This window comes from Ralstonia sp. 25mfcol4.1, from assembly GCF_900104095.1.
GTDB lineage: Bacteria > Pseudomonadota > Gammaproteobacteria > Burkholderiales > Burkholderiaceae > Cupriavidus.
In genome coordinates, this window is sequence record NZ_FNJO01000002.1 from 428,840 (window position 1) to 454,821 (window position 25,982).

The 25,982-nt window shown below is 66.8% G+C and carries 20 protein-coding genes; 11 read left to right on the forward strand and 9 right to left on the reverse strand.

From position 1 onward, the window contains the following. Positions 1-100: 100 nt before the first annotated feature. The 5 genes from BLQ58_RS05060 (at position 101) to plsY (ending at position 3,834) form a co-directional block, all read left to right on the forward strand. The gene (locus BLQ58_RS05060; protein ID WP_092595177.1) at positions 101-1,090 is read left to right on the forward strand and encodes a tripartite tricarboxylate transporter substrate binding protein BugE; all 990 of its coding nucleotides are present in this window, start codon (positions 101-103) and stop codon (positions 1,088-1,090) included. 121 nt (positions 1,091-1,211) lie between these two features. Then, complete coding sequence (locus BLQ58_RS05065; RefSeq protein ID WP_092595179.1) at positions 1,212-1,691, forward strand: methylated-DNA--[protein]-cysteine S-methyltransferase; 480 nt, start codon at positions 1,212-1,214, stop codon at positions 1,689-1,691. Further along, the gene (xerD, locus tag BLQ58_RS05070) at positions 1,688-2,596 is read left to right on the forward strand and encodes a site-specific tyrosine recombinase XerD (protein WP_092595181.1); all 909 of its coding nucleotides are present in this window, start codon (positions 1,688-1,690) and stop codon (positions 2,594-2,596) included. Before BLQ58_RS05065 ends, xerD begins: the two co-directional genes overlap by 4 nt. 22 nt (positions 2,597-2,618) lie before the next feature. Then, positions 2,619-3,110, forward strand: a complete 492-nt coding sequence (gene ybaK, locus BLQ58_RS05075) for a Cys-tRNA(Pro) deacylase (protein ID WP_092595183.1) — start codon at positions 2,619-2,621, stop codon at positions 3,108-3,110. Between the two features lie 115 nt (positions 3,111-3,225). Then, positions 3,226-3,834, forward strand: a complete 609-nt coding sequence (gene plsY, locus BLQ58_RS05080; protein WP_092595185.1) for a glycerol-3-phosphate 1-O-acyltransferase PlsY — start codon at positions 3,226-3,228, stop codon at positions 3,832-3,834. Positions 3,835-3,909: 75 nt separating this feature from the next. Here the strand turns inward: plsY and BLQ58_RS05085 are convergent, their stop codons facing one another. Further along, complete coding sequence (locus BLQ58_RS05085) at positions 3,910-5,193, reverse strand: ATP-binding protein (protein ID WP_092595187.1); 1,284 nt, start codon at positions 5,191-5,193, stop codon at positions 3,910-3,912. Between the two features lie 36 nt (positions 5,194-5,229). Continuing rightward, positions 5,230-5,964: a response regulator gene (locus tag BLQ58_RS05090; RefSeq protein ID WP_066739401.1), complete on the reverse strand. Its 735-nt coding sequence runs from the start codon at positions 5,962-5,964 to the stop codon at positions 5,230-5,232. Positions 5,965-6,272: 308 nt separating this feature from the next. On the opposite strand from BLQ58_RS05090, the gene BLQ58_RS05095 reads away from it, so the two are divergent. The 4 genes from BLQ58_RS05095 to BLQ58_RS05110 are packed head-to-tail and all read left to right on the forward strand — an operon-like array spanning position 6,273 to position 15,789. After that, the gene (locus BLQ58_RS05095) at positions 6,273-7,802 is read left to right on the forward strand and encodes an MdtA/MuxA family multidrug efflux RND transporter periplasmic adaptor subunit (protein WP_092595189.1); all 1,530 of its coding nucleotides are present in this window, start codon (positions 6,273-6,275) and stop codon (positions 7,800-7,802) included. Between the two features lie 21 nt (positions 7,803-7,823). Beyond that, positions 7,824-10,994: an MdtB/MuxB family multidrug efflux RND transporter permease subunit gene (locus BLQ58_RS05100; protein ID WP_092595191.1), complete on the forward strand. Its 3,171-nt coding sequence runs from the start codon at positions 7,824-7,826 to the stop codon at positions 10,992-10,994. Next, entirely contained in the window at positions 10,994-14,290 is a 3,297-nt protein-coding gene (locus BLQ58_RS05105) for an efflux RND transporter permease subunit (RefSeq protein WP_092595193.1), read from the forward strand. Before BLQ58_RS05100 ends, BLQ58_RS05105 begins: the two co-directional genes overlap by 1 nt. 14 nt (positions 14,291-14,304) lie before the next feature. Next, positions 14,305-15,789, forward strand: a complete 1,485-nt coding sequence (locus BLQ58_RS05110) for an efflux transporter outer membrane subunit (protein WP_092595195.1) — start codon at positions 14,305-14,307, stop codon at positions 15,787-15,789. Here BLQ58_RS05110 and BLQ58_RS05115 read toward each other — a convergent pair. Both BLQ58_RS05115 and BLQ58_RS05120 read right to left on the reverse strand, forming a co-directional pair. Continuing rightward, a complete protein-coding gene (locus tag BLQ58_RS05115; RefSeq protein ID WP_092595196.1) occupies positions 15,774-17,417 on the reverse strand; it encodes a hypothetical protein in 1,644 nt (547 codons plus the stop codon). The two genes, BLQ58_RS05110 and BLQ58_RS05115, sit on opposite strands and share 16 nt — an antisense overlap. A 247-nt stretch (positions 17,418-17,664) precedes the next feature. Beyond that, the gene (locus BLQ58_RS05120; protein WP_092595198.1) at positions 17,665-18,564 is read right to left on the reverse strand and encodes a LysR family transcriptional regulator; all 900 of its coding nucleotides are present in this window, start codon (positions 18,562-18,564) and stop codon (positions 17,665-17,667) included. Between the two features lie 122 nt (positions 18,565-18,686). Here BLQ58_RS05120 and BLQ58_RS05125 point away from each other — a divergent pair, with 122 nt between their 5' ends. Both BLQ58_RS05125 and dacB read left to right on the forward strand, forming a co-directional pair. After that, complete coding sequence (locus BLQ58_RS05125) at positions 18,687-19,136, forward strand: PACE efflux transporter (RefSeq protein WP_092595200.1); 450 nt, start codon at positions 18,687-18,689, stop codon at positions 19,134-19,136. 93 nt (positions 19,137-19,229) lie between these two features. Further along, positions 19,230-20,819: a D-alanyl-D-alanine carboxypeptidase/D-alanyl-D-alanine endopeptidase gene (gene dacB / locus BLQ58_RS05130; protein WP_092595202.1), complete on the forward strand. Its 1,590-nt coding sequence runs from the start codon at positions 19,230-19,232 to the stop codon at positions 20,817-20,819. 213 nt (positions 20,820-21,032) lie between these two features. Here the strand turns inward: dacB and BLQ58_RS05135 are convergent, their stop codons facing one another. The 5 genes from BLQ58_RS05135 to fba form a co-directional block, all read right to left on the reverse strand. Then, positions 21,033-22,025 carry an L-threonylcarbamoyladenylate synthase gene (locus BLQ58_RS05135; protein WP_092595204.1) on the reverse strand — a complete coding sequence of 331 codons (993 nt, stop codon included), beginning with the start codon at positions 22,023-22,025 and terminating at the stop codon, positions 21,033-21,035. A 6-nt stretch (positions 22,026-22,031) separates the two neighbouring features. After that, positions 22,032-23,276: a 5-(carboxyamino)imidazole ribonucleotide synthase gene (locus BLQ58_RS05140; RefSeq protein WP_092595206.1), complete on the reverse strand. Its 1,245-nt coding sequence runs from the start codon at positions 23,274-23,276 to the stop codon at positions 22,032-22,034. 27 nt (positions 23,277-23,303) lie between these two features. Next, complete coding sequence (gene purE, locus BLQ58_RS05145; RefSeq protein ID WP_066739411.1) at positions 23,304-23,801, reverse strand: 5-(carboxyamino)imidazole ribonucleotide mutase; 498 nt, start codon at positions 23,799-23,801, stop codon at positions 23,304-23,306. A gap of 18 nt (positions 23,802-23,819) precedes the next feature. Next, the gene (locus BLQ58_RS05150) at positions 23,820-24,728 is read right to left on the reverse strand and encodes a phosphoribosylaminoimidazolesuccinocarboxamide synthase (protein WP_092595540.1); all 909 of its coding nucleotides are present in this window, start codon (positions 24,726-24,728) and stop codon (positions 23,820-23,822) included. 107 nt (positions 24,729-24,835) lie between these two features. Continuing rightward, positions 24,836-25,900 (reverse strand): class II fructose-bisphosphate aldolase, encoded by a 1,065-nt coding sequence (gene fba, locus BLQ58_RS05155; protein WP_092595208.1) that lies wholly within the window; start codon positions 25,898-25,900, stop codon positions 24,836-24,838. Positions 25,901-25,982: the final 82 nt, after the last annotated feature.

Consider the following 25,982-nt stretch of genomic DNA (forward strand, 5'->3'; position numbering starts at 1 on the left):
AAGCACGCCGGCGCACCGCTGCAACCGCAGCGGCACGCCGGTGTTTCATGACCTCCCCGGGCGCGATCCGCCCGGCTTCAACGACGGGAGACTCTCCTCAATGCAAGCTCACAAGAAAGCACTGATCCTGGCTTCGACGGTCTTCACGGCCGCCGCCTCCGTGGCATCCGTAGCACAAGCACAGAGCAACTATCCGACCAAGCCGATCCGCCTGATCATTCCGTTCGCGCCGGGCGGCACGACCGACATCGTCGGCCGCGGCGTGGCCGACCAGATGAGCCGTATCCTGGGTCAGCCGGTGGTGGTGGAAAACCGCGCCGGCGGCGGCGGCTCGATCGGCGCCGACGCCATCGCCAAGTCGGCCCCGGACGGCTACACGATCGGCATCTCGACGGTGTCGACGATGGCCGTGAACCCGGCTTGCAACCCGAAGCTGTCGTACGACCCGATCAAGGACTTCAAGCCCATCGCCAACGTGGCGAACGTGGCCAACGTGATCGCGGTGAACCCGAACTTCCCGGCCAAGGACTACAAGGAATTCCTGGCCGTGCTGAAGGCCAGCCCGGGCAAGTATTCGTACGCGTCGTCGGGCACCTGCGGCTTTGGCCACATGCTGGGCGAGCAGTTCAAGGTGTCCACCAAGACGTTCATGGTGCACATTCCGTACCGTGGCGCGGGTCCGGCGCTGAACGACGTGCTGGCCGGCCAGGTGCCGATCATGGTGGACAACCTGCCGTCGTCGATGCCCTACATCAAGGCTGGCAAGCTGCGCCCGATCGTGGTGGCCTGGAACAAGCGCGTGGAGGGCCTGCCGAACGTGCCGACCTTCGGCGAAATGGGCCTGAAGGAGCCGAACGATCCGGCCTGGTACGGCCTGGTGGCCCCGGCCGGCACGCCTGACGACGTCATCGCCAAGCTGAACGGCGCGGTGGTCAAGGCGCTGCAGGACAAGGGCTTCGTGGATCGCCTGCAAGCCGCTGGGGCCGAGCCGTCGGGCAACACGCCGGCCCAGCACGCCGCCGAAATCAAGAAGGAATTCGACAAGATGAAGAACCTGGTGAAGGTTCAGAACATCAAGCTGGAGCAGTAAGCCAGCGTCGCGGTTTGACCTGCCGGACGGAAGGACCACTTTGGTGGTCCTTTATCTTTTGGCGGCACGCCTGGCAAATGGGCATAAAATCGCTGTCTGTCCGCCACAGCTTCCCCCCACCATGCAACGTCCCTTCGATGCCGTCCTGCCCGCGCCATTCGGCAAGGTCGGCGTGCGCGTCGATGGCACGCAGGTCCACGAGATCGTCTACCTGCCCGATTCGTTTGCCGACATCGCGCCGGCCGACGCGCTGACGCGGCGCGTGGCCGAACAGCTCGCGGCCTACTACGACAATCCCGACATCGTCTTCGACCTGCCGCTGTCCACGCGCGGCACCGATTTCCAGCGCAAGGTCTGGGATGCCATCTGCGCCGTGCCGCGCGGCGGGCTGACCACCTACGGCACCATCGCCAGGTCGCTGCAGAGCATGCCGCGCGCGGTGGGCCAGGCGTGCGGGCAGAACTGGTTCCCGATCGTGATCCCGTGCCACCGCGTGGTGGCCGCCAACGGGCTGGGCGGCTTCGCCCATCACGGCGAGGAAGGCTTCCACCTGGGCGTCAAGCGATGGCTGCTGCGCCACGAGCGGGCGATGCTCCTATGAGCGCGGGACTGGCCGAAGACCTGGCGCTGGTCGACCGCTTCTGCGATGCGCTGTGGCTCGAAGACGGGCTGTCGAAGAACACCATCGACGCCTATCGGCGCGATCTGGCGCTGCTGGCGCGCTGGCTGCACGAAAGCGACACCTGCGCGCTGCTGGCCGTCGACGACACGGCGCTGTCCGGCTATTTCGCGGCGCGCCACACCGAAACCCGCGCGTCGTCGGCCAACCGTCGCCTGACGGTGTTCCGCCGGTTCTACCAGTGGGCGCTGCGCGAGCACATGATCGACGCTGACCCGTGCCTGCTGCTGCGCCCGGCCAAACAGCCGCCGCGCTTTCCGAAGACGCTGTCCGAAGGTCAGGTCGAGGCGCTGCTGGAAGCGCCGGACGAGGGCACCCCGCTGGGCCTGCGCGACCGCACCATGCTCGAACTGATGTATGCCAGCGGGCTGCGCGTGTCCGAGCTGACGAACATGAAGACGATCGAGATCGGGCTCAACGAGGGCGTGGCGCGCGTGGTGGGCGGCAAGGGCAACAAGGAACGGCTGGTGCCGTTTGGCGCCCAGGCCGGCGACTGGCTGCGCCGCTATCTCGCAGAGAGCCGGCCCGCGCTGCTGGCCGGCCGCGCCTGCGACGAACTGTTCGTCACCCAGCGCGGCGAAGGCATGACACGCCAGACGTTCTGGCACCTGATCAAGAAGCATGCGCGCGATGCCGGCATCCACGCCCCGCTGTCGCCGCATACGCTGCGGCATGCCTTTGCCACGCATCTGCTGAACCACGGCGCCGACCTGCGCGTGGTGCAGCTGCTGCTGGGCCATGCCGACATCTCCACCACGCAGATCTACACGCACGTGGCGCGCGAGCGCCTGCGCGAGCTGCACCAGCATCACCATCCGCGCGGCTGAGCCGGCGTTGACATTCCGTTCCATGAGCAAGCAGAAACACATCTCCGAGACACCGGCCACGCAGATGCTGCGCAAGCAGGGCGTGGCGTTCGGCGAGCACACCTACGACTATGTCGACCACGGCGGCACGGGGGAATCGGCGCGCCAGCTTGGCGTGCCCGAGCACAACGTGGTGAAGACGCTGGTGATGGAAGACGAGGCCGCCAAGCCGCTGATCGTGCTCATGCATGGCGACTGCTCGGTATCGACCAAGAACCTGGCGCGGCAGATCGGCGCCAAAAGCGTGCAGCCGTGCAAGCCCGAGGTGGCACAGCGCCACAGCGGCTACATGGTGGGCGGCACGTCGCCGTTCGGCACGAAGAAGCGCATGCCGGTCTACGTGGAAGGCACCGTGCTGGCGCTGGACACCCTCTATATCAACGGCGGACGGCGCGGCTACCTGGTCAGCATCGCCCCGGGCGTGCTGACCGACCTGCTGGACGCCAGGCCGGTGGCTTGCGCGTTGCCTGACTGATGGCGATCAGGCCGGATGCCGGATTGGCGCACGCCGGGGAAACCACGGCGTGCGCCGGCGCCGTGCCGCGCTACAATCGCGCCAGCCTGAAATTCCTTGTCCCTATTCCCACACAATGGTCAACCTGATATTTGCCGTCATCGCCTATCTGATCGGATCGGTGTCGTTCGCCGTCGTGGTCAGCAAGGTCATGGGCCTGCCCGACCCGCACAGCTACGGCTCCGGCAACCCCGGCGCCACCAACGTGCTGCGCACCGGCAACAAGAAGGCCGCGATCCTGACGCTGATCGGCGATGGCCTGAAGGGCTATGTGGCGGTCATGCTGGTCAAGCACCTGGGCCCCGGCTACGGCGTGGACGATACCGGCATCGCGCTGGCGGCGCTGGCCGTGTTCCTGGGCCACCTGTTTCCGCTATTCCACCGCTTCGCGGGTGGCAAGGGCGTGGCCACCGCAGCCGGCATCCTGTTCGCCATCGACCCGCTGCTGGGGGCCGGCACGCTGGCCAGCTGGCTCATCATCGCGTTCTTCTTCCGCTATTCGTCGCTGGCCGCGCTGGTGGCCGCGATCTTCGCGCCGTTCTTCTACGTGCTGATGTTTGGCGTGGATATCATCGCCGGGGCAGTGCTGGTCATCGGCGTCCTGCTGATTGCCCGCCACCGTAGCAATATCGCCAAGCTGCTGGCCGGCAAGGAAAGCCGGATCGGGGAAAAGAAGAAGGTTTGAGGCAGAGCCGCCGGTGGGGGCCGCCCCTCTCCAGCTGCTGGGAGAGGGGACGAAATACAACGCGCCAAAGCGCGCTCAGGCCGCCTGCGCCAGCGCCGTGAAGGGGAACACCATCTCCACCCGCAGGCCGCCTTCATCGCGGTTGCTGATCGTCAGCCTGCCGCCGCCCTGCCTGACCAGACGGTCGACAATGGCCAGGCCCAGTCCCGAATGTGCATTGCCGCCACGTGCCGGATCCAGCCGCACGAACGGCATGGTCACGCGCTCGATGGCATCGGCCGGAATGCCCGGGCCCTGATCTTCCACGGTCAGGCACCAGCCGTCGGTTGTGCGCGACGTCGCCACATAGACCGGCGGGGCCCCGTAGGCATACGCGTTGTCCACCAGGTTGCCGATGATGCGGTCCAGCTGGGTGGCGATCATGCGGAAGCCGTCGCCGGCGGTCAGTTCCAGCACGACCAGCCTGTCCTGCTCCTGCAGCGACGCCGCCAGCTCTCCAATGCGCTTGTCCACCGGCACCGGCCGGGCCGTGGGCTCGCTGCTCTGCGCAAAGGTCAGGAACTGCTCGACGATGGCCGACATCGAATCCACGTCGCGCGTCACGCCGGCCGCCGCCTTGGGGTCCGACAGCATCTCGGCCCGCAGGCGCAGGCGCGCCAGCGGCGTCTTCAGGTCGTGCGCGATGCCGGCCAGCATCGTATTGCGCTCCTGGTCGATGCGGAACAGGTCGGCCACCATGCGATTGAAACGCACGATCAGCTGGCGCAACTCGTGCGGCCCGCGCTCGCGCAGCGGCGGCACGGCCTGCTGGCGCGACAGCTTCTCGGCCGCTTCGGCCATATCGCGCACCGGGCGCTGGATCTGCCACGCCACGAACAGCGCGAAGACGATCGCCACCCCTACCACCAGCACCACGCCCGGAATCAGCCGATTGTCGGGCGGCGGGTTATGCACGAACAGGATCGGCATGGCGATCCAGCGGTTACGGTTGGGCAGCTTGATCCAGAGCCGGGGCGTGGACAGTTCGTCTTCCAGCCGCACCTCGGAGCCCGGCGGCAGGCGGCGCGTGAACTGGTCCACCAGGCGGCGCGGACGCCCTCCGTGCGGGGGGCCGGCGTGCTCGTCCGCCACGGCGGTATCGGCCACTTCGACCAGGCTCGGCAACGGCACGGGCGGCCTGGCATCGAGGGCGCGCTGGATGCTGTCCAGCTGGAACAGCATCTGCTCGACCGAATAATCGATCTGCTGCTGGCGCCGGTCCATGCGCAGGATGGCCAGCCACGAGAAATGGCTGATCATCAGCACGGCGGCGATCAGCAGCGCCATGCGGCCGAACAGGGTATCAATTCTTAGCTTCATGCCTTGGTTTCATGCGGAGGTTCCGTCGCGGGAGCCTTATTGCGGAACGCTGTCCTCGGCTTCGTCGGGCACAAAGGTGTAGCCCCGGCCACGTACGGTCTGGATATAGCGCGGGCGCTGCGCGTCTTCATCCAGCAGCCGGCGCAGGCGCCAGATCTGGACGTCGATGCCCCGGTCGCTGATGCCGTTGGCGGTGCCATACATCAGTTCGACGATGCGCTCCCGCGACAGCACTTCCAGCGGATGCATCAGCAGCAGCTTCAGCAGCGCGAATTCGGTATCGCTGATCGACACGGCCTGGCCGCTGCGTTCCAGCGAACGCTGGCGGAAATTCACCCGGAACGGGCCGAAGGCAATCGATTCGCGGTCTTCCGGCGCGGCGGCCGGGCGGGCCAGCTTGCGGCGCAGCACGGCGTTGATGCGGGCCAGCAGCTCGCGCGGCGAGAAAGGCTTGCCCAGGTAGTCGTCGGCGCCGATCTCCAGCCCGACGATGCGGTCGATCTCGTCGCTGCGCGCGGTCAGCAGGATCACCGGGATGTCGTCGTTCTTGGCACGCAGGTTGCGCAGGGCGGTCAGGCCATCGACCTTGGGCATCATCAGGTCCAGCACGATCAGCGCGGGGCGCTCGCGCTCCAGCCGGGCCTGCAGGCCATCGCCATCGTGCAGCACCGACACCGCAAAGCCTTGCGAGGTCAGGTATTCGCGCAGCAGGTCGCGCAATTCGGGATCGTCGTCGACGACAAGAATCTGTGTGGGCTGGTTTGTACGCATAGGCACATGATAGTCAGGACGGGCATCCAACTTTGCAAATGCCCGGGACGGTTTTGTTTCTGGACGTTACACCCACGCCGCCCGTAACCCGCTGTAATAAAAGCGGGAAACCGCGAAATACGTGGGGCCACGGCTGCACATTATGCTTGCATCCATGACGCGCCCCGCCGGGCGCCATCCCACCTGACGGCGGGTCGCCCTGCCCTCGCGATGCGGCATACTGCTGCCACTTCACCGTCACAGTCGCTGTGCGAATACCGTTTGGCGCGCGCTCCTTTTATGTCGTGCCGGTTCCCAGGATTCCGTTCATGTCCCACCCACAACAAGGTCAGCCTATTCCCCCCACCCCGCCGCGCGGCCCGGTCCCTTCGCGCCGCCGCACCTGGATTGCCGTCGCGGTCATTGTCGTGCTGGCTGGCGCCGGCTGGTACTGGCACAGCCACCGCAAGGCGGCGCAGGATGCAGCGGCCGCCGCTCCCGGCGCCGCCAGCGGGGCGCCGGGCATGGGGGCCGGCCGACGCGGGCCGGGCGGGCCCGGCGGCCAGGGCGGGCCGAACGCCATGCCGCGCTCGCCCGTGGTGGTCAATACGGTCAGCAAGCGCAACATGGATGTGGTGCTCAACGGCCTGGGCAACGTGACGCCGGTGGCCAATGTCACCGTGCGTGCGCAGGTTTCGGGCCCGCTGCTGAAGGTGCTGTTCAAGGAAGGCCAGATGGTCAAGGCCGGCGACGTGCTGGCCGAGATCGATCCGCGCCCGTTCCAGGCCGCGGTGGACCAGGCCGTGGGCCAGCTGGCCCGTGACCAGGCGCTGCTGCAGAACGCCCGGCTGGACCAGCAACGCTACAGGACGCTGCTCGCGCAGGATTCGATCTCGAAGCAGCAGGTGGACACGCAGGACGCGCTGGTGCGCCAGTACGAAGGCGTGGTCAAGACCGACCAGGGCAACGTCGACAACGCGCGGCTGAACCTGGGCTACACGCGCATCGTGGCGCCCACCTCGGGCCGCATCGGCCTGCGCCAGGTGGATCCGGGCAACATCGTCAGCACCGGCGACACCAATGGCATCGCCCTGATCACGCAAATCCAGCCGATCACCGTGCTGTATACGATCCCGGAGGACAACCTGCCCGCCGTGCTCAGGAAGCTGAACGCCGGCGAGAAGCTCCAGGTGCAGGCGTGGGACCGCCAGATGCGCAACCAATTGGCCGAGGGCTCGCTGCTGACCACCGACAACCAGATCGACACCACCACCGGCACGGTCAAGCTCAAGGCCATCTTCCAGAACACCGACGGCATGCTGTTCCCGAACCAGTTCGTGAACGTGCGCACCCGCGTGGATACCATGGAAGACGCCACGGTGATTCCCGTGGCCGCCATCCAGCGTGGCCAGCAAGGCACCTTTGTCTACGTGGTGGGCGACGACAACACCGTGAAGGTTCAGGTGGTGACGCTGGGCCCGAGCGATGGCGCCCGCACCGCCGTGCTCAAGGGCGTGGAGCCCGGCCAGCGCGTGGTGGTGGACGGCGCAGACCGCCTCAAGGAAGGCATGGTCGTGGAAGCGGTGGACCCCGCCGCGCGCGCCGCGCAGCTGCAGCCGTCGAGCGCGCCGCGGGCACGTGGCCGCCGCGGCAACTGGGGCGGGGCCAGCGGGGCGCATGGTGGCGCAAGCGGCCCCCACGCGGCGCCAGGCGCGGCCAGTGATGGCGCCAGCGCCTCGGCAGCGGCGGGCGCACCGGGCGAACGCCGTCGCATGCGCGACGCCGACACCAGCCCGAATCCGGCCACCAGCACGCCGGCGAACCCGGGCGCCAGCGTGGGCCAGCGGCCGCAGCAGTAAGCAAGAGGACAGGGAAGCGGCATGAATCCTTCACGCATCTTTATCGAGCGGCCGGTTGCCACGGCCCTGCTGATGCTGGCCATCCTGCTGTCGGGGCTGGTCGCATTCAAGCTGCTGCCGCTCTCCGCCCTGCCCGAGGTCGACTACCCGACCATCCAGGTCACCACGCTGTACCCCGGCGCCAGCCCCGACGTGATGACCTCGTCGGTCACGGCGCCGCTGGAGCGCCAGTTCGGCCAGATGCCGGGCCTCAAGCAGATGTCGTCGTCGTCGTCGGGCGGCGCGTCGGTCATCACGCTGCAGTTCGAGCTGACGCTGTCGCTGGACGTGGCCGAGCAGGAGGTGCAGGCCGCCATCAACGCCGGCGGCAATCTGCTGCCGGCCGACCTGCCGATGCCGCCGGTCTACAGCAAGGTCAATCCGGCCGACGCGCCGATCATGACGCTGGCGATGACGTCCGACACCCTGCCGCTGCCCAAGCTGCAGGACATGGTCGACACCCGCGTGGCCGCCAAGATCTCGCAGATCCAGGGCGTGGGCCTGGTCACCATCAGCGGCGGCCAGCGCCCCGCCGTGCGCATCCAGGCCAACCCGACCGCACTGGCCAACCTGGGCATGTCGATCGACGACCTGCGCACCGCCATCGGCAGCGCCAACGTCAACGGCGCCAAGGGCAGCTTCGACGGCCCGTCGCGCGCGTCGACCATCGACGCCAACGACCAGCTCAAGTCGGCCGACGAGTACCGGCAGATCATCATCGGCTACCAGAACGGCGCGCCGATCCGCATCACCGACGTGGCCGACATCATCGACGGCCCCGAGAACAGCCGGCTGGCCGCCTGGGCCAATGCCAAGCCGGCCATCGTGGTCAATATCCAGCGCCAGCCGGGCGCCAACGTGATCGAGGTGGTGGACCGCATCAAGACGCTGCTGCCGCAGCTGCAGTCGGCACTGCCGGCCTCGGTCCATGCGCAGGTGCTGACCGACCGCACCACGACGATCCGTGCCTCGGTCAAGGACGTGGAGTTCGAACTGCTGCTGGCCATCGCGCTGGTGGTGATGGTGATCTTCGTCTTCCTGCGCAACCTGTCGGCAACGATCATCCCGGGCGTGGCCGTGCCGCTGTCGCTGGTGGGCACGTTCGGCGTGATGTACCTGGCCGGCTTCTCGATCAACAACCTCACGCTGATGGCGCTGACCATCGCCACGGGCTTCGTCGTGGACGACGCCATCGTGATGATCGAGAACATCATGCGCTACATCGAGGAAGGCGATTCCCCGATGGAGGCCGCGCTGAAGGGGTCGAAGCAGATCGGCTTCACGATCATCTCGCTGACGTTCTCGCTGGTGGCGGTGCTGATTCCGCTGCTGTTCATGGGCGATGTGGTCGGGCGGCTGTTCCGTGAATTCGCGATCACGCTGGCGGTGTCGATCCTGATCTCGGCCGTGGTGTCGCTGACGCTGACGCCGATGATGTGCGCGCGCCTGCTGCGCCATGTGCCGGAAAGCGAACAGTCGCGCTTCCACCTGGCCACGGGCCGCTTCTTCGACAACGTGATCGAACGGTATGGCCAGGCGCTGGAATGGGTGCTGGCGCGCCAGACCGCCACGCTGGTCGTGGCCATCGGCACGCTGGTGCTGACCGGCCTGCTGTACCTGCTGGTGCCCAAGGGCTTCTTCCCGGTGCAGGACACCGGCGTGATCCAGGCCATCACCGAAGCCGCGCAGACCAGTTCGTTCCAGTCGATGGGACGCAAGCAGGAAGCCGTGCAGAAGGTGATCCTGGAAGACCCGGCGGTGGCCAGCGTGTCGTCGTTCATCGGCGTGGACGGGACCAACCAGACCGTCAACGCCGGGCGCATGCTGATCAACCTCAAGCCCAAGGGCGACCGCGATTCGATGGCCGTGGTAACCGACCGCCTGCAGGAGGCAGTGCACAAGCTGGGCGGCGTGTCGCTCTACATGCAGCCCGTGCAGGACCTGACGATCGAAGACCGCGTGGCGCGCACGCAGTACCAGTTCACGGTGGAAGACCCGGACCCGACCGTGCTGGCCGAATGGGTGCCGAAGCTGGTCGAACGCCTGCAGCGGGAACCCGAACTGCGCGACGTGGCCAGCGACCAGCAGAACAACGGCCTGCGTGCCTTCGTGGAGATCGACCGCGACGCCGCCGCGCGCTTCGGCATCACCACGGCCGTGATCGACAGCGCGCTTTACAGCGCGTTCGGCCAGCGCCTGATCTCGACCATCTTTACCCAGGCCAGCCAGTATCGCGTGGTGCTGGAGACGATGCCGGAATTCCGCACCAGCCCCGCATCGCTGGCCGAGCTGCGGCTGCCGTCGTCGTCGGGCGGCCAGGTGCCGCTGGGCTCCATCGCGCGGATTTCCGAACGCACCGGCCCGCTCGTGATCAACCACCAGGGGCAGTTCCCGGCGGCCACGATCTCGTTCAACCTGGCGCCAGGCGAATCGCTCGGTGCCGCCGTCGACAAGATCACCAAGGTCGAGCAGGAAATCGGCCTGCCGATCTCGATGGCCACCGAATTCCAGGGCGCTGCGCTGGCCTTCCGGGCATCGCTGTCGAACACGCTGTGGCTGATTTTGGCCGCCGTGATCACCATGTACATCGTGCTGGGCGTGCTGTACGAGAGCACCATCCACCCGGTAACGATCCTTTCCACGCTGCCGTCGGCGGGTGTCGGCGCGCTGCTGGCGCTGCTGGTCTTCCAGCAGGACCTGGGCATCATCGCGATCATCGGCATCATCCTGTTGATCGGCATCGTCAAGAAGAACGCGATCATGATGATCGACTTCGCGCTCGAAGCCGAACGCGAGCACGGCATGAAGCCGTACGACGCCATCTTCCAGGCCTGCCTGCTGCGGTTCCGGCCCATCCTGATGACCACCATGGCCGCGCTGCTGGCGGCGCTGCCGATGATGCTGGGCTCCGGCATCGGCTCGGAACTGCGCCGGCCGCTGGGTATCACGATGGTGGGCGGCCTGCTGGTCAGCCAGGTGCTGACGCTGTTCACCACGCCGGTGATCTACCTGGCGTTCGACCGCGTGGCGTACCGCCTGAAGGACTGGCGCGTCCGCAGGTTCGGCAACCCGAATGACGGCGACGATGACCGCAACGACGGTGACGAGGGCGGCCACCGCGTGACGCCGCGTCCGCAGGAGCCGAACGCCTGATGAACCTCTCGGCCACTTTCATCCACCGCCCGGTAGCCACCGCGCTGCTGACCATCGGCATCCTGCTGGCCGGCATCGCCGCGTTCCGGCTGCTGCCGGTGTCGCCGCTACCGCAGGTGGACTTCCCCACGATCTCGGTCTCCGCGTCGCTGCCCGGCGCCAGCCCCGAGACCATGGCCGCCACCGTGGCCACGCCGCTGGAGCGTGCGCTGGGCGCCATCGCGGGCGTGACAGAGATCACGTCGAGCAGTTCGCTGGGCTCCACGCGCGTGACGCTGCAGTTCGACCTGTCGCGCGACATCGACGGCGCCGCCCGCGACGTGCAGGCCGCCATCAATGCGTCGCGCGCCACGCTGCCCACCAGCCTGCCGAACAACCCCACCTATCGCAAGGTGAACCCGGCCGACGCGCCGATCATGATCATTGCGCTGACGTCGCCGACGATGACGCGCGGCCAGCTGTACGACGCGGCGTCGACGATCCTCGCCCAGAAGCTGTCGCAGGTCGAAGGCGTGGGCCAGGTGACGATCGGCGGCTCGTCGCTGCCGGCCGTGCGGGTGGAACTGAATCCGACCGCGCTGAACCACTACGGCATTTCGCTGGAGGACGTGCGCAACACGATCAGCGCCACCAACGCGAACCGGCCGCTGGGCATCCTGGACAACCCCAACACGGCATGGCAGGTCTATGCCAACGACCAGGCGATGGCGGCCAAGGATTACATGCCGCTGATCATCCGCTACGCCACGCCGGGCACCTATTCGTCGACATCGGCCGGCGCGCTGATCGCCAGCACGGCCAACGCCGCCGCGGGCGGCAATGTCAGCACCAAGACCGTCAACGGCGTCACCACCACCACGATCACCACCAGCAGCGGCACCACCACCATCAGCACGGGTGCCACGGGGGGCAACGTCAACAGCGGCGGCCCGAACTCGTTCGCGGTACCGGTGCGGCTGCAGGACGTGGCCAATGTGGTGGATTCGGTGCAGGACATCCGCAACGCGGGCTCGGCCAACGGCAAGCCGTCGGTGCTGTTGGTGCTGAACCGGTCGCCGGGCGCCAACATCATCGAGACCGTGGACCGCGTCAACGACATGCTGCCGCAGCTGCGCAAGATGATCCCGGCCACGATTTCGCTGGACGTGATGATGGACCGTACCCCCACCATTCGCGCGTCGCTGCGCGAGGTGGAGCACACGCTGATGATCTCGGTGGCGCTGGTGATCATGGTCGTGTTCGTGTTCCTGCGTAACGTGCGTGCCACGCTGATCCCGAGCGTGGCCGTGCCGGTGTCGCTGGTGGGCACGTTCACGATCATGTACCTGGCCGGGTTTTCGCTGAACAACCTCTCGCTGATGGCGCTGACGATCGCCACGGGTTTCGTGGTCGACGACGCCATCGTGGTGCTGGAAAACATCTCCCGGCACATCGAGGAAGGCATGAAGCCGATGGCCGCCGCGCTGCGCGGTGCGCGCGAGGTGGGCTTCACGGTGCTGTCGATGAGCCTGTCGCTGATTGCGGTGTTCATTCCGTTGCTGCTGATGGGGGGCATCGTGGGCCGGCTGTTCCAGGAATTCGCGATCACGCTGTCGGTGGCCATCCTGGTGTCGCTGGTGGTCTCGCTGACCGCCACGCCGATGATGTGCGCCCGGCTGCTGCGCCCCGTGCATGAAGAGACGCAGGGCCGCTTCCACCGGGCCACGGAACACCTGTTCGTGCGCCTGCAGAATGGCTATGCGCGCACGCTTGGCGTGGCGCTGCGCCATGGCCCGGTGGTCTGGATCGTGCTGTTGCTGACCATCGCGCTGAACGTCTACCTGTACGTGATCGTGCCCAAGGGCTTCTTCCCGCAGCAGGACACCGGGCGGCTGATCGGCTTTATCCGTGCGGACCAGGCCACGTCGTTCCAGCTGATGCGCAGCAAGCTCGACAACTTCATCAAGATCGTCCAGTCGGACCCGGCCGTCGTCAACGTCACGGGCTTCACGGGCGGGTCGCAGCGCAACACGGGCCAGATGTTCGTCACGCTCAAGCCGCTGTCCGAGCGCAAGGAGACGGCCGACCAGATCGTCGCGCGGCTGCGCGGCAAGCTGGCCAGGGAACCCGGCGCGAGCCTGTTCCTGACGCCGGTGCAGGACATCCGCATCGGCGGGCGGCAGAGCAGTTCGGCCTACCAGTTCACACTGCAGTCCGATGATCTCGATGTGCTGCGCGCGTGGGAACCCAAGGTGCGCGCGGCGATTTCGAACATCAAGGGTCTGGAAGACGTGGATACCGACACCAACGACAAGGGCCTGCAAACGTCGGTCATCATCGACCGCGATACGGCATCCAAGCTCGGCGTCACGGCCCAGCAGGTCGATGCCATCCTGAACGACGCATTCGGCCAGCGGCTGGTGTCGACGATCTATCACCCGCTGAACCAGTACCGCGTGGTGATGGAACTGAGCCCGGAATACCTGCAGGGCCCGCATGCGCTGCAGGACATCTACGTGGTCACGGGCGGCGGCAAGCGCGTGCCGCTATCGGCCTTCGCGCGCGTGACGCCCACCAGCACGCCACTGGGCGTGAATCACCAGGGCCAGTTTGCCGCGTCCACCATCTCGTTCAACCTGGCCGAGGGCTATTCGCTGTCGCAGGCCACCGACGCCATCAAGCTGGCGATGGCGCAGATCGGCGCACCGGAGACGCTGCAGGCCAACTTCGCGGGCGGCGCCAAGGCATTCCAGGATTCGCTCAAGAGCCAGCCGCTGCTGATCCTGGCCGCCATCATCACCATCTACATCGTGCTGGGCATTCTCTACGAGAGCTATGTCCACCCACTGACCATCCTGTCGACACTGCCTTCGGCGGGCGTAGGCGCGTTGCTGGCGCTGCTGCTGTTCAAGACCGAGTTCAGCATCATCGCGCTGATCGGCGTGATCCTGCTGATCGGCATCGTCAAGAAGAACGCCATCATGATGATCGACTTCGCCATCGACGCCGAACGACGCGACGGACTGAGCCCGCGCGACGCCATCTACCGCGCCTGCCTGCTGCGCTTCCGGCCCATCATGATGACCACGGCCGCGGCGCTGCTGGGCGCGGTGCCGCTGGCGCTGGGCCGCGGCGATGGCGCCGAACTGCGTGCGCCGCTGGGCATCTCGATCGTCGGTGGCCTGGTGGTCAGCCAGTTGCTGACGCTGTACACCACGCCGGTGGTCTACCTGACGCTGGACCGCTGGCGCCTCAAGGTCAATGCCTGGCGCGCACGCCGGCAGCAACGCGGCGCCGCGCCGCAACTCGAACACTGAAGAAGGCATCTGCCATGTTCCGACGCTCCTATTCTCTTTCGGTGGTGGCCCTGGCCTGTGCCCTGCTGGCCGGCTGCGCGGTCGGCCCCGACTACAAGCGCCCCGACGCGCCCGTACCCAAGGCCTTCAAGGAAGCCGGCGAGGCCATGCCCGTCTGGACCGGCGACTGGAAGACCGCCGAGCCGCAGGACGCCGCCGGCCGCCCCGATTGGTGGCGCGTGTTCAACGACCCCACGCTGGACGACCTGATATCGCAGGTGCAGGTGTCGAACCAGAACATCAAGGCAGCCGAGGCGATCTACCGCCAGGCCACCGCATCGCTGGCGGCCGCACGCGCCGGCTACTTCCCTACGGTCGGTGCCAACGTCGGCGTATCGCGCGGCAAGTCGAGCGCGGCCGGACATGTGATCGACGGCCAGAACGCCACGTTGTCGGCCAGTTGGGAAATCGATATCTGGGGCCGCATCCGCCGCCAGGTGGAAAGCGCCGAAGCGGGCGCGCAGGCCAGCCAGGCCGACCTGGCATCGACGCTGCTGTCCACGCAGGCCACGCTGGCGCAGAGCTACTTCTCGCTGCGCGTGGCCGACGCCCAGCGCGCGCTGCTCGATCGGACCGTGGCCGACTATGCGAGGTCGCTGCAACTGGTGCAGAACCAGTACAAGGCCGGCACCGCGCAACGCTCTGACGTGCTGCAGTCGGAAACACAGCTCAAGTCGGCCCAGGCCCAGCAGCTCGATATCCAGATCAGCCGCGCGCAGCTGGAACATGCCATCGCCATCCTCGTGGGACGGCCGCCTTCGGAACTGAACATCGCGCCGGCAGATCTGCAGACACCGGTGCCCGTGGTGCCAGTGGCGGTGCCTTCGCAAATGCTGGAACGCCGCCCCGACATCGCCGCTGTCGAACGCCGCATGGCGTCGGCCAATGCCGATATCGGCGTGGCGCAAGCGGCCTACTATCCCACCCTGTCGCTGTCGGCCACGGGTGGCCTCACGGCGAGCACGCTGGCGCGCTGGCTGTCGCTACCCGACCGCGTGTGGTCGGTCGGCGCCGGCCTGGCCGGCACGGTGTTCGACGGCGGCCTGCGCAGCGCCGCCAAGGCCCAGGCCGTGGCCGCCTACGACCAGACCGTGGCCAACTATCGCCAGACCGTGCTGAGCGCCTTCCAGGAAGTCGAGGACAACCTCGCCTCGGCACGCGTGCTCGAGCAGGAAGCCGTGGTCCAGGGCGACGCCCTGCGCTCGGCGCGCGAGGCGCTGTCGCTGGTCAACAACCGCTACAAGGCCGGCACAGCGGGCCTGCTCGACGTGCTGACCGCCCAGACGGCGGCCTACACCGCCGAAACCACGACGCTGCGCATCATGGATCGCCAGTACACGGCCGCCATCACACTGATCAAGGCGCTGGGGGGCGGATGGCATGGGTATGACGCCGAGGCGGCGCAGCAACAGCCCGCGCCGGCGTCATCGGCACCCGCGCCGGATCAGCACTCGTCGTAGTCCGGGAGGTAGGTCCAGTCGGCGTTGCTGCGCTGGCTGGCCGGCATCGGGCCATAGCTGCTCTTGTTGAGCTGGTAGTACTCGCGCAGCCCGGACGTTGCGTTGACCTGGTAATAGACCGTGCCGATCAGGCCCCGATTGTCCGGGGCAGGCCGCCAGCTGTTCGGGACGGGCTTGTAGCAGGCCCGGATGCTCGAGATATTGTCGTTCATGCCCAATCGGCCCAAATCTGTCTGACTCGCGTCGCCTCTCAGGATATGGCATCGCCCGGCAAAGCCGGCGTCTTCGCAGATCTTGTAGGCATGATCGGCAGGCGCCTCGATAGAGCTGATCGCATTGTTGCTGCGGCCTTCCAGCCGGGCAACAATGCCACTCGGCGGCAGACACAGCAGCAAGGTCTTGTGTCGGGCCGCGTCATAGGCACACACGCCCGATTCGGTGTACGGCAGATCGGGGTAAAACGGCCGTACCGTCAGCCCCGACCACCAGTTGCCGGTGGTATTGCCGAAGACGTCATAGATCGAATAGCCGTAGTCGGCCAGCGTGTAACGCGTATTGACGACCGGAATTTCCGAGCTTTTGCGACCCCACCATTCGCCCTCGACACCATCGTCGAAGCGTTTGTCCACCCATGTGTTGGCGTTACCTCCTGCCCCGATGGAAACCCGGAATCTTCTGACATTGCGCAGGCCATCACACTTGACGGCGACCAGATCGGCCAGCGGTGCGGCGCCCGTCACCGTCTGACACCCCAGAGGCGTCTCGATGCTGGAATAGCCCTCGCGCTTGACGCGCGTCTGCCATGGCACATAACGCTTGACTTCCTCGCCGGTGATCGGATCGACAACCGCCGCTGGCGAGTCGTCCTCGCGAATCGAAAAGTAATTGCAGGCCTTGGCACCGGTGGAAACGTCCACCGACCGCTTGCGGCGGCGATCCTCTTCTTCTTCCTCGGTGATGTTGCACAGCGAACACACCGACGCAAGCGCACCCGATGTGCCGGCCAACGCTGGGGCTACAAGCTGCACCGTAGTGGTCGGGGCCCTGCGAATCGGGAACGGATCCTGGTTGGCTACCGTGTTCCCCGCGACGTAAGCCGGATTCCGCTGCTCGGCGACGACTTCCATTTGCCCCGTGTCGGCATTGCGCTCGAATATCTGGACGGATTCCACCAGGTTGTTCGGCACGCCGCTGAAGGCCATCCATTCGTCCTCGTGCCGAAAACGCTCGGCGGTGGTTCGGAAAATCACGTTCCCCAGCCGCGTGTACGCGTCCCGCAACGACGCATAGGCGCTATAGAACCTTGCCGTCGCCCGGATGCGATACACATAACTGCGGCTGCCGCGCCCCACCAGCCATCGGCTGGCAAACTGATGCGCAACGGATTCCTGCGCCGACGTCGGAACGAACGCAGATGTTCTCTCCATGCATGAGTTGCCGCCCACGTGCTCGTACACGTCGTTGTTGATTCCCGGACTCGGGAATCCATTCTGGAACACCTGCTCCGGCGGCAAATTCGAACCGCGATAGACAAAGGCCGGCGGCGCGGCGAATGCCGACCCGACTACCAGCATCAACATCGCCGCCAGCATGGCCGCGCGCATGTACGACAAGACAGATACCCGCATCGTTACCTCCTTGCGTTGAAATGCAAGTATCTATATCGATGCGGCGACCAGCCGTCTGCCGTAGGCAATCCAAATTCAGCGTTTCATGCGAATTATCAAATATGGCGTGATCGGCAATGCCAGGGTTGCTTTTGGCGTACGCGACATTCGTCGGCGCGAACGGCGGTAGCTGCCACCACTTCGGCCGACTGGCGGGCAGCCAACTTCTCCCGACTGTTCCTCGACAGATAGCGTTGGCCGCCGTCCTTTACCGCCCCTCCGGCACCGGCAGCGCCTGCTGGCTGACCCGTTCCTTCAGCCACGTGGCGGCCTTGCCCAGTGGTCGCTGCTTGTGCCAGACGATTTCCATGGCGACGGGCCAGTCCTGGTCCTGGAACGTCAGTTGTGGCGATACCAGCCCGGCCGCGGCCGGCGAGTTGGCGGCGACGTGCCAGGGCACGAAGGCCCAGCCCAGGCGGCGCTTCACCAGTTCGACGATGACCCACTGGCTTTCCACCCACCAGACTTCGGCGGCCACGCGCAGGCGCTTCTTTTCCTCGCTGTCGCTACGCGTGGCCACCATCAGCTGGCGGTAGCGTTTCAGTTCCTCGAAATCCACGCGCGGCTGTGCGGCCAGCGGATGGTCCGGTGCGCAGATGATCGGCATCGCCACCCAGCCGAGCGCGTGGAAGCCCAGTTCCGGCGGCAGGATTTCCTGGCGCCACATGATGCCCAGGTCCGCGCACTGGCTCAGCACCAGGCGGCTGACGTCCTCCATCAGCGGGAACAGAATTTCCAGTTCGACCGACGGGAATCGCTCGGAAAACTCGGTCAGCAGCTCGCCGAGCGTTTCCTCGGGATACAGCTCGTCCACGGCCAGCGTGAGGCGCGACTCCACCCCTTCGCCCAGGCTCTTGGCCACGCCACGGAAATGCTCGCAGCGTTCCAGGATCACGCGCGCTTCCAGCAGCAACCGTTCACCAGCCGGTGTCAGCACCGGGTAGCGGGCGCTGCGGTCGAACAGCGTGGCGTCTAGGTCGACTTCCAGGTTGGCCACGGCGGCGCTGATGACCGACTGGGCCTTGCCAAGCTGGCGGGCGGCCGCAGAGAACGATCCGGTTTCGGCGGCGGCCGCAAACGCGTGGAGCTGATCTAGAGAGAGAGACATAGGGATATGCGGCGCGTCCCGCCGCCATCTATCGGATTTTCAGATGGTATCCAACTTGCGATCAGCTGTCGCGCCGATAGAATGCCCTCCATCGTTGAAATTCATTGAAATTGGAGGGCCTCATGCGTACCACTGCAGACCGTATTCGTCACACCGTCGGTTTCGAGGTGATCGGTCTGATCGCATTCGCGCCGCTGGCCAGTCTGGTGTTCGGGTACGAGTTGCACCAGATGGGCATCGTCGGCGCGGTGGCTGCCCTGATCGCCGCCACGTGGAACTACATCTATAACATCCTGTTCGACCGCGCGATGCTGCGCTTCACGGGCCAGCTCAAGAAGTCGACGCCGATCCGCGTGCTGCACGCGATCCTGTTCGAGGGCGGCCTGCTGATCGTGTTCCTGCCCTCGGTGGCGTGGTACCTGAAGATCGGCCTGGTGGAAGCCTTCATCATGGACATCGCCGTGGCCGGCTATTACATGGTCTACGCGTTCTTCTACAACTGGGCCTACGACGCCATCTTCCCGATTCCGAATGCCGCGCCGTCGGCGTCCGATTGCCAGTCGGCCAACTGAGCGGACCGAGCGCCGCGTAGTCGACCTCGCTCACGAAAAGCGGCCGGAAACGGCCGCATGACGTCACCCGGCACGCAGGGGCCATGCGTTAACATGCTCGCCATGCCCATCCGCCCGCCCCTGCTCCGCCGCAGCCTGTCGCCCGCCATCGTTGCGGCCACGCTGCTCATCCTCGGTCTGTCCGGAGCCCAGGCCAAACCCGTCAAGAATGCCAAGGCCGCGCGCGCCGCCACGGCCGCCACGGCGGTAGCCGCGACTGCCGGTGCCACCCGTGCCAAGGCCGAACCCGCCGATCCCGCCGCCGCGCGCAGCGGCCTGCCCGCCACCGTGACCGCCGCGCTGCGCCGCGCCCATGTGCCGCTGTCCGCCGCGAGCTTCTACGTGGTCAAGGTGGGCGCCCCGCAGGCACGCGTGAGCTGGAACGCCGAGACGCCGATGAATCCGGCCTCGACGATGAAGGTGGTCACCACCTTCGCCGGCCTGCAGCTGCTCGGGCCCGAATTCCGCTGGCTGACATCGCTCTATGCCGACAACCAGCCCGGCCCCGACGGCACGATCAATGGGAATGTCTATCTGCGCGGCCGGGGCGATCCCAAGCTCGTGCCCGAGGAAATGGCCAAGCTGGTGGCCACGGCCCGGTCCGCGGGCGCCACCACTATCAATGGCGACGTCGTGCTGGACCGCAGCTTCTTTGCCGATGGCATGGACGGCAGCTACACGATCGACGGCGAGACGCAGCGCGCCTACAACGTGAATCCGGACGCCCTGCTCTACGCGTTCAAGACCCTGTCGTTCACGATCACCCCGGACGCCGCCAACCGCACCGTGGACGTGGCCGTCACGCCCGCGCTGGCGCAGTTGCGCGTGGATAACCGGATGACGCTGGCCAACGGCCGCTGCGGCGACTGGAAGTCGCGCGCCACGCCCAGCATCATGCCCCAGCCGGACGGCACGGTCGTGGCATCGTTCGATGGCAGCTACTCGGCCGACTGCGGCGAACACATCGTCAACCTGGCCACGCTGAGCCACAGCGACTTCATCTGGGGCGGCTTCGTCGCCGAATGGCAGAACGCCGGCGGCCGCTTCGCACGCCCGCCCGGCCTGCGCAGCGGTCCGGTGCCGCGCAACGCCTTCCTGCTGGCCCGCCACTACGGCCAGCCGCTGGGCGACATCGTGCGCGACATCAACAAGTTCTCGAACAACGTGATGGCCCGCCAGCTGTTCCTCACGATCGGGGCGGAAATGGACCGCAAGGGCCCGGCCAGCACCGACAAGTCATCGCGGGTGATCCATCAGTGGCTGGCCAAGCAGGGCCTGGACATGCCGAACCTGGTACTGGAAAACGGCTCCGGATTGTCGCGTGACGAGCGCATCAGCGCCTACGACATGGCCCGCCTGCTACAGCAGGCGCTGGCCAGCAACGTGGGGCCGGTGCTGATCGATTCGCTGCCGATCCTCGGCGTGGACGGCACGCTGCGCAACCGCCTGACGCGCGCCAATGCGGCAGGCAACGCCTATCTGAAGACCGGCACGCTGGCCGATGTGCGCGCGCTGGCCGGCTATGTCGATGCGCTCAATGGCGAACGCTATGTGGTGGTGGCCTATATCAACCACCCCAACGCGTCGGGTGCGCAGGAAGCGCACGATGCGCTGATGCAGTGGGTCTACAAGGGCGCGCCGTGAGGTCGGCTCCGGGCGTGGCGAGGATTTGACACGCCTGCCCTCTCTCCTGCCCCTCTCCCGCCCCTTCCCCGCGGGCGGGACAGGGGAGAAAACCAGGGGGCATCATGAGCGCCCGGCTGCTTGGTTTGCGAAGAGAAAATACAAACACCGCCGGTCTGCTCCCCTCTCCCGCCCTGCGGGACAGGGCCGGGGGAGAGGGCCAGCGTCTACATCTCAGTTGTCTTCGAACGCAGCCGCGGCGCGGCCCAGGCGGTCGCGCACGCCGTCCCACTCGTGCGAATCGGGCACCGGCTCGAACACCAGCCGCTGATAGCCTTCCTTGTCGAGCTTGCGCAGCAGGCCGTACAGCGCCTGGGCATAGGCGTCCGGCGTGGCCGGCGCTTCCACGAACACGCAACGCGGATCGGCGCTGGCGGACGTCTTGCCGACAAACGCCAGCCGTCCGCCCTCGGGCAAGCCGTGCAGCAGTTGCGGCAGTGCCTCGGCCTGCGCCAGCGTCAGTGTGGTGCGCGGCGCGTAGTGGGCCTTGAGCGTGCCGGACGCGCGCGGCGCGGCGGCATCGGGCGGCAGCGGCAGCGTGCCCAGCACATCGGCCATCATTGCCGCCGTGATCGCGCCCGGGCGCAGCAGCACCGGTCCCAGCGTATCGAGGCGGGACAGGTCAATGATCGACGATTCGATACCGACATCCACGCCGTCGCCTTCCAGCACGTAGACGGCGCCGCCAAATTCATCGCGCACGTGCTCGGCCGTGGTCGGGCTGACCTGGCCGAACTTGTTGGCCGACGGCGCGGCAATGCCGCCCCGGCCGCGCTTGAAACGCGACAGCAGCGCCTGGGCCACCGGGTGCGACGGGCAGCGCAGGCCGATGCTGTCCTGCCCGCCCGCCACGGCGGACGGAATATGCGCGGCGCGCTTCAGGATGATGGTCAGCGGACCGGGCCAGAAAGCGTCGATCAGCTTCTGCGCCGCGTCAGGCACCTCATCGGTCCAGTAGCTGACGTCGCCGCCATCCACCACGTGAACGATGACCGGATGATTCGACGGACGGCCCTTGGCGGCGAAGATGCGCGCCACGGCTTCGGGGTTCTCGGCGTCGGCGCCAAGGCCGTAGACGGTCTCGGTCGGAAACGCCACGAGCTGGCCGGCTTCGAGCAGGCGAACCGCCTCGTCAAGCTCGGCGGCCGTGGGCATGCGTGAAGACATCGAATCTCAGAGTGGGATATGCAGGGCGGTGGCGGCGGCGTCGAACGCGGCGGCCGCGGCCTCCGCCCGATCGCCCACGCAGTTTACATGGCCCATCTTGCGCGACGGGCGCGCGTCGTTCTTGCCATACAGATGCAGCTTGGCGCCGGGCTGCACCAGCACCTCGTCCCATGCGGGCGTGCGCTCCAGGCCGAACTCGAACCAGCAGTCGCCCAGCAGGTTCAGCATCTTGCCGGCCGAATGCTGGCGCGTGCTGCCCAGCGGCAGGCGGGCCATGGCGCGCACCTGCTGCTCGAACTGGCTTGTCTCGCAGGCATCCATCGTGATGTGGCCGGAATTGTGTGGGCGCGGGGCCATCTCGTTGGCCACCAGCGTGCCGTCGGTCAGCACGAAGAACTCGATGCACAGCACGCCGACGTAGCCCATTTCCGAGGTGATGGTGGCGGCGGCGGCGCGGGCGCGCGTGGCGATGTCGTCGGACACGCTCATCGACGGCATCGTCGTGGAAAACAGGATGCCGTCGCGATGCACGTTCTCGGCCAGCGGCCAGGTGGCCGTGGTGCCGTCGGCGGCGCGGGCCGCCAGCACGGAGACCTCGTAGGCCAGCGGCAGCATCTGCTCCAGCACGCACGGCACGTGCTGCATGGCCTTCCAGGCGGCGCGCACGTCCTCGCGCGTCTTCACGCGGGCCTGGCCCTTGCCGTCGTAGCCCATGCGCGCGGTCTTGAGGATGCCGGGCAGCACGTTGTCGGGCACGTTGTCCACGTCGGCGTCATGCTGGATCACCCAGTGCGGGGCCGGCGGCACGCCCGTACGCTCGGCGCACGAGGCAAAGAACTTCTTCTCGCCGATACGGTTCTGCGCAATCGACACGCAGTAGCCGCGCGGCGCCACGAACACGCCGGCCTGCTCCAGGCGGTCCAGCGAGATCGACGGCACGTTCTCGAACTCGGTGCTCACGGCCTGGCACAGGCTGGCCAGCTCGGCCAGCGCGGCGTCATCGGTGTAGGTGGCGCAGATATGACGGTCTGCCACGTTGCCCGCCGGGCTGTCCTGGTCGGGATCGAGCACGCAGACGCGATAGCCCATCGACTGCGCCGCGTGCGTGAACATGCGGCCCAGCTGGCCGCCGCCGAGCATGCCCAGCCAGGCGCCGGGCAGGATGGGCGCGCCGGGGGCGTCCACGCCAAATTCGGCGCGCGACTCCGGCGTATGGGCTTCGGACAGGTAGGGATGGATATCGGTCGGCATGGCTCGGGCTTTTGTTACGGCTGAAACTTAGACAGGCAGGGTCATCGCGCGCGCGGCTTCGGTCTGCTTCGCGCGGAATGCTTCCAGTGCGCTGGCCAGCGCGTCGTCGGTGGTGGCCAGCGTGGCGATGGCGTGCAGCGCCGCGTTGGCGGCACCGGCTTCGCCGATCGCGAAGGTGGCCACGGGCACACCCTTGGGCATCTGCACGATCGACAGCAGCGAATCCTCGCCGCGCAGGTACTTCGACGGCACGGGCACGCCGAACACCGGCACGATCGTCTTGGCGGCGATCATGCCCGGCAGGTGCGCGGCGCCGCCGGCGCCGGCGATGATCGCGCGGATGCCACGGCTGCGTGCCGACTCGGCGTAGCGGAACATGTCGTCGGCCATGCGGTGCGCCGACACGACCTGCGCCTCGAATGCCACGTTGAAATCCTTGAGCATGGCCACGGCGTGCTGCATCACGTCCCAGTCGGAACTGCTGCCCATCACCACGCCGACCACCGGCTTTGCTGCATTGCTCATGTTCTTTTCCCTTCCGCCTTACTGCAGCTGCTCGCCGGTCAGGCGGGTCAGTGCTTCCTTGTACTTGTCGGCGGTCTTCTGCACCACGTCGTCGGGCAGCTTCGGCGCCGGCGCCGTCTTCGGCCACGGCTTGCCGTCGATGCGCACGGCTTCCAGCCAGTCGCGCACGAACTGCTTGTCGAACGACGGCGGGTTGGTGCCCACCTGGTACGAATCGGCCGGCCAGAAGCGCGACGAATCGGCGGTCAGCACTTCGTCCATCAGCGTCAGCGTGCCGTCTTCGTCCAGGCCGAACTCGAACTTGGTGTCGGCGATGATGATGCCGCGCGTGGCCGCGTACTCGGACGCTTCCTTGTACAGGCGGATCGAGATGTCACGCATCTTCTCGGCCAGTTCGCGGCCGATGCGCTGCACCACCTCGTCGAACGAGATGTTCTCGTCGTGCTCGCCCATCTCGGCCTTGGCCGCCGGGGTGAAGATCGGCTCGGGCAGCTTCTGCGCGTTCTGCAGGCCGGCCGGGAGTTCGATGCCGCACACCTTGCCCGTGGCCTGGTAATCCTTCCAGCCGCTGCCAGCCAGGTAGCCGCGCACCACCGCTTCCACCAGGATCGGCTTCAGGCGCTTGACCACCACGGCGCGGCCCTTGACCTGCGCCACTTCGTCGGGCGCCACCACGCTTTCCGCCGTCACGCCCGTCTCGTGGTTCGGCACGATGTGCGCGAGCTTCCGGAACCAGAAGTTGGCCATCTGGTTCAGCACGCGACCCTTGGCCGGAATCGGCTCGCCCATGATCACGTCGAAGGCCGACAGGCGATCGGTCGTCACGATCAGCAGCTTGTCGTCGCCGACGGCGTAGTTGTCGCGGACCTTGCCGTGGCCGAGCAGCGGCAGGGACTGGATGGAGGATTCGTAGAGGGCGTCAGACATGGTGTGAAAGCGGCTGCGGCTGAAAACAAGCGGGGCTTCGTGCGGTTGGCGAAGCCCCATGAAGTACGAACGCCCCGCGCGCCGGGCGGGCGGGGCGGTGAAACGATTTACTGCACGACCTGGGCGAGCTTGCCCGACGCGTACTGGCTGGCAATGTCGGCCAGCGACACGGCCTTGATCTTGCTGGCCTGGCCTTCGCAACCGAAGGCGATGTAGCGGGCCTTGCACACCTGCTTGGCGGCTTCGCGGGCCGGCTTCAGGTATTCGCGCGGGTCGAACTTGCTCGGGTTTTCCGCGAAGAAGCGGCGGATCGCGCCGGTCATCGCCAGGCGGATGTCGGTGTCGATGTTGATCTTGCGCACGCCGTACTTGATGGCTTCCTGGATCTCTTCCACCGGCACGCCGTACGTTTCCTTCATGTCGCCGCCAAACTGGCGGATTTCGGCCAGCAGTTCCTGCGGCACCGACGACGAACCGTGCATCACCAGGTGCGTGTTCGGAATGCGGGCGTGGATTTCCTTGATGCGGCCGATGGCCAGGATGTCGCCCGTGGGCTTGCGGGTGAACTTGTAGGCGCCGTGCGAGGTGCCGATGGCGATGGCCAGGGCGTCCAGCTGGGTCGCCTTGACGAAGTCGGCGGCCTGCTCCGGATCGGTCAGCAGCATCGAGTGGTCGAGCTTGCCTTCGGCGCCAATGCCGTCTTCCTCGCCGGCTTCACCGGTTTCCAGCGAGCCCAGGCAGCCCAGTTCGCCTTCCACGGTCACGCCAAGCGCGTGGGCCATCTGCACGACCTTGCGGGTCACGTCGACGTTGTATTCGTAGTCCGACGGGGTCTTGCCGTCTTCCTTCAGCGAGCCGTCCATCATCACCGACGAGAAGTTCAGGTCGATGGCGGCCTTGCAGATCGCCGGCGACTGGCCGTGATCCTGGTGCATCACCACGGGGATGTGCGGATAGGCTTCCACGGCGGCTTCGATCAGGTGACGCAGGAAATGCTCGCCAGCGTATTTGCGCGCGCCTGCCGAGGCTTGCATGATCACCGGGGCGTTGACCTCGTCGGCGGCCTGCATGATGGCCTGGACCTGTTCGAGGTTGTTCACGTTGAAGGCCGGCAGACCGTAGTTGTTCTCGGCGGCATGGTCCAGCAGCTGGCGCATGGATACGAGTGGCATGTCAAACTCCTGAATAAAAAATCGGTATCTAGTATTTTTTCGATGCTGCGCCGGGCAGGTTCGCGCATCCGCGGTGCGCCGT